The sequence below is a fragment of the Candidatus Obscuribacterales bacterium genome, from assembly GCA_036703605.1.
GTDB lineage: Bacteria > Cyanobacteriota > Cyanobacteriia > RECH01 > RECH01 > RECH01.
In genome coordinates this window covers 1-9,503 of sequence record DATNRH010000460.1, presented here as the reverse complement: position 1 = coordinate 9,503, position 9,503 = coordinate 1, and the positions used below count along the sequence as shown (strand labels likewise).

At 55.2% G+C, this 9,503-nt stretch carries 1 protein-coding gene; it reads left to right on the top strand.

The window, feature by feature from the left end; translation table 11 throughout:
* A partial coding sequence (locus V6D20_09770; GenBank protein ID HEY9816066.1) for a neuraminidase-like domain-containing protein occupies window positions 1-9,503 on the top strand: 9,503 nt, incomplete at both ends.

Here is a 9,503-nt window from a genome sequence, read left to right as displayed (position 1 = left end):
TAGTGGGCTGCTGTATGTGCCGGATATTCCACCTGGGGAAACTGCGGGTGGACTAGGGGTGACCTTTTTCAGCCGTCATCCGGAGCATATCGATCAGTTCTACCGCCTGCAGGTGCTTTGGCCAGATGGACAACCTAGCTTTAGCCTGGCGGCCCATCCCCAAGGGGTGCAGTCCCTCACCCTAGAGCAGGATGATTTCCCGACGGTGGAACCTGGGACGTGGTATGCCTTTGAAATTCAGGTGACCGACGATCGCCCGGCAGAACGTACCCGTATGGCGATCGCCGTCTGGCCTTGGGGGACAACGCAGCCGACCGATCCCCAAGTGGTGGCCTACGACGACAGTGATGTGCGGATAACGGCCGGTACCGTCGGTCTATGGGTAGCTGGTCAGCAACCCCAGACCCTAGCAGCCCGTTTCAATACTTTAGAAGTAGTAGACCTAGAGGAGGAAGATCGGGAAGCAGCCGTGCGGCTCAAGGCTACGTTTGCGCAGTACCAACCGGGAGACAACCCCACGGGTTGGGTGGATACTGCCGATCGCCTTACTCCTCAAGATGCTACCGATCTGTTTCAGTCCCTTGATCTAAACGGCAAGACAGTTCTCGGCACCCACTCTGATTTAGCCGGGATCACAACCCACTATGCCCCCGCCGATGGTGAGCCCCTCACCTGGAGTCACTATACCTATCAGGGGAAGCTGCGCTTCAGTGAGACGGACAGTGGCCTAGGGCTCACAGTGCTCAGCCGCACCCCCACCGGCGTTGACCAGTACTACGCCCTGCGGCGGGATGCCCATCAACCCACGTTTCATATGGTGGCTCATCCCATCGGGGTGCAACCCCTGAGGGCTGAATCTGACAGTAGCCTGGATTCTGGCGTTTTACCGGAGCTGGAAACGGATTACCGGGTCACAATTGAGGTGGAAGCTGGGGCAGAACGCACCCGTCTGCGGGCAAAAATCTGGGCTGCTGGCACCTTGGAGCCTGAAGACTTTCAGATTAAAGCGGTTGATGACAGCGATCGCCGGATTACTGCTGGCACCGTGGGTGTGTGGACGGCAGGCCCTGGCACCAAGACCTTTGACGATCTCAAGGTGCTGCAAGAGACTCTGCTGCAAGAAGACTTTAGCGCCTATGAGCCAGGAGCAGATCCGGTGGATTGGCTGCATACCGATGCGGAAAATTCCAGTCGTGCCGTACCCGAGTTATTCCAAATTGCCGAGGAAGATGAAGCGCTTGTCTTGGGAACTCAGTCGAGGCTGCACAACATTCATAGCCACTACCAACCTGCGGACGCCTTGGACTGGAACAGCTACACCTACACCGGGCGAATGCTGATCACCCCGGAGTCCAGCGGCAGCTTTGACGGGATTGGGGTTACTTTTTTCAGTCGTTATACCGACCCCCAAGCCGTTGAAGATGGCAGCCATGACCAGTACTATCGTCTCCGCCGCTTTGACGGGCAGCGCACCTTTCACATTGCCCCCCACCCCCACGCGGCTCGCCAGGTGAACGGGGAAGGCCGGGATACTGGGGTCAACCCGTTGTCCAACACGTGGTACCGCTTCTTGATTGAAGCCCATGATACCGGTCGCCGCACCCTGATTCGGGCCAAGATCTGGCCAGAGGGTACCCCCGAGCCGGCGGAGTTTCAAGCCAATACCTTTGATGACACTAACTCCAGCAATCGCGATCGCCGCCGACTCACCGCTGGCACCATTGGCTTCTGGGCCGCCAGAGCGGGAGACAAATATTTTGATGACATCCTGGTGCAACGGGGCGTTTATCTCTCAGCCGATTTAGATCTGGATGACTGGATGGCTCTTGGTGCGCGCCAGCCGTTTGAACTGGATGACCAGCTCTTTAGCGTTGAGCACATTCCTGATCATCCCATGTGGCAACAGGTGGATGATCTGCCCCTGCTACGGCAGCCGCTGAACCTGCAGGCGCTACAGTTTGACGGCGATCGCCAATACCTGGCCCTTGAGGCACTTCAGGGAGCATTGACGGATCGCTTCACCCTAGAGGCATGGCTGCAGCCCAGTGCCATTGACCAGGCCAACCCTGTCTTCAGCTGGGGCCCAGATCAGTGGTTTGGCCTAAATGCCGAGGGGCAGATCACCCTCGTGGCTGGCGATACCCGCCTGAATGGTGAAACAGCTCTGGCAACCGATGCCTTTACCCATGTTGCCGTTACCGTTGCGGCGGATCGCGCCACCTTTTACGTAAACGGCGTTGAGGAGGCGGAGGGCACTGTCCCGGCCCTTGGGCTGACAGCCGCAGTCCCTCTGGAGGTAGGCCGCTCTGGGGAGCAGTACTTTGGCGGCCAGCTCCGTGACCTGCGACTATGGGGGACTGTGCAGTCAGACTTTTCCGTCCACCAGCGCTACCAGACGCCAGATCTCACTGCCGATACGCTGCTGGCCTACTGGTCCTTGGCTGAGTTCGACAACGTCTACACGTTAGATACATCACCTCAGGGCAACCATTTGAGGCTGGGCGGCCTAGCATCGGCCCGTAAACCCACCTTAGTTAGCCGCGATCGCTCCACGGATGCTGATTTTTGGCACCAGAGCCAGGTGAGTCTCAGCTTTAGTACGGCCCAAGATAGCCTTGACATACCGGCGGAAACCTCGACCCCACCGCAGCGTTACACCATTGAACTGTGGTTTAAGCTAGCCGATCCCACGATCAGCCAGCGTAAGCAGGTTCTTTACCACAGCGGCGATGACCAGCAAGGGCTGGTGATCTATGCCCATGATGGTCGGCTGTACTGGGGCGGCCATAACGTGAGTCTGGGCTGGTCGGGTACCTGGCTATCGAGCGATCGCATTCTGGCCAACCGTTGGCATCATGGGGCCCTAGTGCTGGATGGTCGCTCGGAGCTGCGTCCTCAAGTATTGCGTGCCTATCTAGATGGCAAGCTGGTGGGGACAGGGGATGGGGTGCAATTGTCAGCGGCCTTGCCGAGCCGACTGGGGGCTGCTGCCGCCGATCTGCGCTTCCATGACGGGTTAGCGACTGCCGATGATACCCATCTGGTTGGGGCGGTGCTAGAACTACGCCTGTGGACAACGGCCCGCACCACGGCGGAGCTGGTGGCCCACCGCTATGCCGCTCTGACGGGAGATGAGCCCCACCTAGCCCTAGAATGGCGCTTTGACGGCATCACCGAAGACAACCCTAGGATTGGCGATCGCTCTGGTCAGGGGCGCACCGTCACCCTAGACGATCTTGACCGGCTGCAAACTGTGGAACCTCTGACAATCACTCGCCTGCCTGACATCATCCTGCATCGGGATAGCCTGCTGGATCTGGCGACCTTCCGGCAGTTGATGGCGCGCCACCGTCAGTCTGGCGAACGGCTTGCGGCCCTATGGCATGATCTGCGCCACACTGGCCGGGCCGATGGCCGAGTCTTGTTCGATCAGGTGTTTAACCCAACTGGGATGGGCACATCTCCATGGGCCTACCACGACCCTGCTCGCCGCTGGGATGTTACCGGTCAGGAGTTACCCAGCCGCGATCGCGCTATCCGCAGCCGTTTGATGGGGGCATTGCAAGTGTCCAGCAATGATCTGGACGCCCTCGTCAGACAACTCAGCGGAGCCGAAACAACGATTGCCCTAGACACTCCCTACCTGCTGCAGCTCTACCGACTGGCGCAAACGCCTCGGGCCCTGCGGCTGACCCTGCGGGAATACCACCTGCTGCTGGATCGGGTGGGGCTTTCGCAAGTCGAGTCTCTGGCGGATCTAGCCATGTTGAGCGATCGCTTGACCGACATGCGCCGTATTGGCATCAGCATCGATGATCTAAACTTCTTTGCGTCTGACCGTCCTAGTCCTAGCGATCGCCTGCCCTACACCGCCGCCACCCTGCGTGGTGTTGCCGATGACCTAGCGAACCAGAGCATCGAGTTTTTGGTGAGCCCGATCACCTTCATCTCGGAGCAGATCAGCGAGTTCGAGTCTGCCGAAATCGTTGATTTCCTCCGCCCCAGGGAAGATGACATCACCATCGGTGCCCTGACCCGCCGCTACTTTGTGGATGATCTAGGAGCCGTCAGCGATCGCTACCAGATGCCCACGGATTTGCAGCCCCTGGCCGAGGTTCAAACCTGGTCTGCTCCGTTGGCTGGCTTAAATGCCAACTTGACTATCGATGTCTTCGGTGCCTTGCAAGCGGCAGGCTTTGTCAATGAGTACGGCATCATTCTGCGCCCTGATGATTTAGACGAGTTCTCCACGGCCTTTGGCGACACTCCCCCCAACCCCACAGTGCTGGCGGATATTCAGGCAGTGCTGGAAAACCAGAACAACCGTCAGTTCACCATTATCGAAACCCTGGTACGCTACCGGGATGAGCACCGCAACGCCATCTTAGCTAGTCTGTCAGATCTGTTGGGAGCAGAACCCGAACCCCTGCAGGCCGTTATGACTTACTTCCAGTCCGTGAACGAACCGTTGAGTGACCCGGCTCGCCTGCTGCAGCGACTGATTAATCTAGATGAGGAGCAGCCCATTCCAACCGATGTGCTGGACTATCTGTTCCGACTCCATAAAATTCTGCTGCTGGTGACTCGGTTTGAGCTGAATGCCGCTGAAATCAGAGCATTGCTGACTCACCCTACCTGCTTTAGTGTCAGCGACGTCTTCAGCCCCAACCTAACTGATTTGACTCACCTATTTATCTTCACCGAATTGAAGGCAGCCTTTGGCGGCGAGTCTGCCCCACTGCTGGATGTGTTGACGCTCCAGTCGGAGTCGCCCTTGGTGAATGAGGCGATTTTGCAGCTCAGTGGTTGGGATGTACCTCAGCTCGTGACTCTACAACAGCACTTTGGCGCACAACGCCCCTATAACCGAGTCGAACATCTGATTCTGCTCCATCGCGGGTTTGCCCTGGCCGAGCGACTACGGGTAGATATCAGCTTCTTGATCCGGTTTACTGCCACCGATGACCTTTCCTTGAGCTTCTACCGCCAGCAGGCAGATGCGTTACTGCCAGTGCTACGCGGCCTGTACGATGACGAGCAATGGCCCCGTGTCTACCGTCCTCTACGGGATCCCTTGGCGATGCAAAAGCGGGATGCGCTGCTGGCCTTGGCCATGGAAGATATCCCCGCCGACTTTGAGGGTCGCCGGAGCCCCGACCTGCTGTCGGACTATCTACTCTTGGATGTGCAGGTCAACAGCGTAGTCGAAACATCTCGCATCGTTCAGGGCACAGCCGCACTGCAGCAGTATGTACAACGCTGTCTAATGAACCTGGAAAAAGGAGTGGATCCAGCCACTATCCCCGCCGATCAGTGGGAGTGGATCCAAAACTACCGGGTATGGGAAGCCAATCGCAAGGTCTTTCTCTATCCCGAAAGCTTCATTGAGCCAGAACTTCGCACCGACAAAACCCCCCTGTTTGAGGAGCTAGAACAAAACCTCATGCAGGGAGAAATTAACCAGGCATCTGTTACCCAGGCATATACCCACTACCTCAACCAGTTTATGGAAGTAGCCAACCTAAAAATTGTTGGTAGCTACCATCACAAGCCCCTAGAGGCAAGGGAAAATGCTAGCCAGGATGACATTCTGTTTCTGGTCGGTCGTACCCAATCTCAGCCAGCTCAGTTCTACTACCGCGAGTTGGTTAACGGTGCCCAATGGCGTCCCTGGAAAGCGATCGATTTGGTGATCGATGCCGATCATGTCTCGCCCGTCTATGCCTTTGGCCGCCTCTTTCTATTCTGGGCTGAGCTAAGAGAGCTGAGCCAGCCCATGGATGTTGGCCCGGTGACGGTCACCCCAGAGGACGAAGATGATAGATCTGAGCAAACTCTTGAAGGGGAAGGTGTAACCCAGCAAGACATTGAGGATTACCGAGCTGAACGCCGCAGCATTGACAACCAAGGCTTTTTAGTCAACGACAATACCGGGGAACGGGTACAGCGCAATGTGGATGTGTTTCGTCCGATGGTCAAGTACTCCTATTTAGATGCTGACCAAAGCTGGATTGCCCCCCAAACCTACCTGGAGCTGGATCAGACGATCAGTGCGGAGCAGGCTATCCTGCCCAACTGGCAACGGGTTGCTGCCCAGCGGGTCTTAACCCTAAATCAAGAGGGTGAGGTGCCCCTCGAACGTAATGCTCAGGTCTTAGAACTTGACGCTAATACCGCCATTTTGAACGTCATTCCTCGGTTTGACATGCGGCGACTCACTTGGTCATTTTGGACCAAGCTGGAGAATCAACGTCCTAATGGGTTTACTGGTTCAACCCGACCTAACTCTCCCCAGGTAACTCTATTCGATTATGGCCATGCATTAAGAGCTACCGCTGCAGCTAATATCACCCCGGTCTTGGGCCTCAGAGAAGCGGTACCTCAGGCTGTCCAACAAGCGACCAGCACCAGTCCTAATATTCTCCTGAACGCAGGTCGTTCTGAAGAGGATCGCAATGAAGCCATTAACAATCTGCAAACCATTATCGAGAATCTGCAACAGGCAAGGGACTCGGCTAATGAGACAACGAATCCTAATCTGATGGATGCAGTAACCAGCTTGGTTAACGCTATTGATAGCTTGATCGACGCTATCAATGACGACCTGAGGAACCGCACATCGACAGCCCTTGGTGCGGTTAATCGGCTGCTGACCGTGGCGGCGGCTACACCTCAGTGGGAAACGACAACCTGGCGGCTGACGGTGTCTCGGACGGCCTCTACCTCAGCCACGCTCTTGGATGTGAATTTGCCGTATGATGCTTGGCGGCATATTGCCGTCATCTTTGACTATCAACGGAGAGGTGAGTATGTGCTGAACCTCTATGTTGGAGATGATCAGGTTGATACGGCTTCGGTTCTGCGGGATACGGGAAATCTGGGTGAACTGTTGCCTTCAGCTCAGGTGCTGAGCATTGGTCGACCGATTGCTGAAGCCATTGCTGTGAGTACCTTGGCCATTGCGACACGAGACCAGGTAGCCCCTGCTCCCCTCAATACCTTCTTCACCGTCCAACTGAGCGAATTTCGACTGTGGGAGCAGGTAAGAGATTTGGCGGATATTAGTGCAGGCCGCTATGAAAGGCTGTCAGGTCGGGAAGTGGGCTTGTTTTATCAATCGTTGAATCGCCCACCGCTGATTAATATCTACTCAGGCTCTTTCCGCACTCTGTTGGGCAACCGCAATACTCTGGTAACCTCCAGTCTAAGCTTTGAATTGACCGCTATCCTACCCATTGATGTTGATCGAGAGCGCATCATTCTGTTCTATGGAAATCAGGTCAGAAGCATTCGGAACAACCTAGAGGAGCAAAGCTTCACGCTCCAACTGGAGAACCGTTTTGAAGACATCACGAACTACGATGTCAATGTGTCCCTCTTCTCCGCTGGTGCGGACAACTCTAGCCTGCCCAATAGTCGGGGGCTGATCCTGCATCTGTCTTTGACGAATGGGTTAAGCCTGAATGACTATGCTGATGGGGAGCATTCTACACTTAATCGGTTTACGCCGGCTAGCTTAAGAGCGTTGCAAGAGAATCTGCATAGTCTGTCTTTCTTGAACATTTCCAGACAAATTGCCACGATTGTTCAGGATCTGCAAGACGAACAGGAATTCGCTGGGAGAAACTTCCTGTTGAGGAACTTGCCCCGCTATGAAGCCTCGGTGATTGATGTGGGTAATCAGCCGGGCTGGTACATTCTAAATACCGGTGATGAGCAGTTCTTGATTCAGGCGGACATTGATAATCTGAAAACAGCGGCTGAGCGGATTCGGTTTGAATATGCTCAAAGTGACCTAGGAGATGTGCGTCAGCATATCAAGCTCTACTTTGACCGAGATGAAGCTCTAGAGGCTATTGATCCGACTAGGGATGCTAATTTGCCCCGATTTCGGTTTGTGCGTCTTAGTACGTTTGCAGTGCATGACTTGAGTTTGAAGCTGTTTACCCAGGGCCTTGATGGTTTGCTTAGCCTGCAAGCACAGCAGACGGAGGAACTGGATTTCAACAGCTACCAGCCCTTTACCTATGATCCTGATTCGGGTCTGGGACTGGTGTTGGCGGAGGATATCCCTAGTACCATCGATTTTGATGGCGCTTACGGCCTCTACTACCGGGAAATTTTCTTCTACATTCCCTTCTTGATCGCTAATCAGCTCAGTACTAATCAGAGCTTTGCTGATGCTCAACGGTGGTATCACTATATTTTTAACCCTACGGCCTCCGAGAGTAATCGCGGCACTGGGCTGAATCCAGATCGATTCTGGCAATATTGGCCTCTGCGAAATCTGTCGCTAGAGACTCTGCGGCAAATGCTGGAGAATGAGGCGGCTCTGGCGGAGTATCAGAACGATCCCTTTAACCCCCATGCGATCGCTCGCTTGCGGCTCAATGCTTACCAGAAGGCGATCGTGATGCGGTATATCACCAACCTCTTAGACTGGGCCGATAACCTGTTTGCCCAAGATAACCGCGAGTCGATTAATCAGGCCTTTTTGCTCTATGTGTTGGCGTTTAACCTGCTGGGCCCTCGCCCTGAAGCCAGAGCCTCTCAGCAGTTTGAAGAAGTGGGTGACTACCAGGGCATTCGTGAGGCTTTTGAAGAAACCCCCGAGTTCCTCACCGAGCTAGACCTGAACGGCAATGTAGCGGCGCGCACTAGCACTATTACTCTGAACCAGAATGGCAAGATTATTAATACCTTCTGCGTGCCCGAAAACTCAGACTTTATTGGCTTTTGGGATCGAGTAGAAGATCGGCTGTTTAAGATTCGCCATAGCCTTAACCTTGAGGGTGTTTTTCGGCAGCTTGCTCTATTTCAGCCGCCTCTTGATGTGCGGGCGTTGGTGCAGGCGGCAGCCACTGGTGGGCGCGATATTGGTAGCCTGTTGGCGGACTTGAATGTGCCCGTACCTCACTATCGCTATAGCTTTATGCTGGAGCGGGCCAAGGAGATGATTGGCAATGTGCAAACGTTCGGGGCTGCGTTGCTAGATGTGCTAGAAAAGCGCGATGCTGAGCAACTAACTATGTTGGAGAACACCCATGAACGCAATCTGCTCGACCTAACCACCGCTGTTCGGGAGGCGGCTGTCGATGCAGCTAGAGAAGCGATCGCCGTGTTAGGCATTAGTCGCCAGCGCATCCTTAACCGCCGCGATTACTTCCAAACTCTGACTGACAGTGGTTTAAATGATGAAGAACTGGCAGAACTTGTCTTGATGGGGATTGCACAGGCTACCCGGTTTGTGGCGGTGCCGGTTGCTGCGATCGCCGGTGGATTTAGGGCAGCTCCCGAAGTTGAAACAGGTGCCGTTGCCGTCTTCCCTTATGCTACGGCTAGTGTGAGTGGAGAACAATTTGCTGCTGTTGCAGATGCAGCCAGACAAATTGCTGAGGTGACGGCTGACACGATTGATACGGCGGCGGCCATGACTGCTAAGGTGGGCGAATACAAGCGTCGGGAACAGGAGTGGCGGCTGGAACTGCGTACCAGCGAGTTTG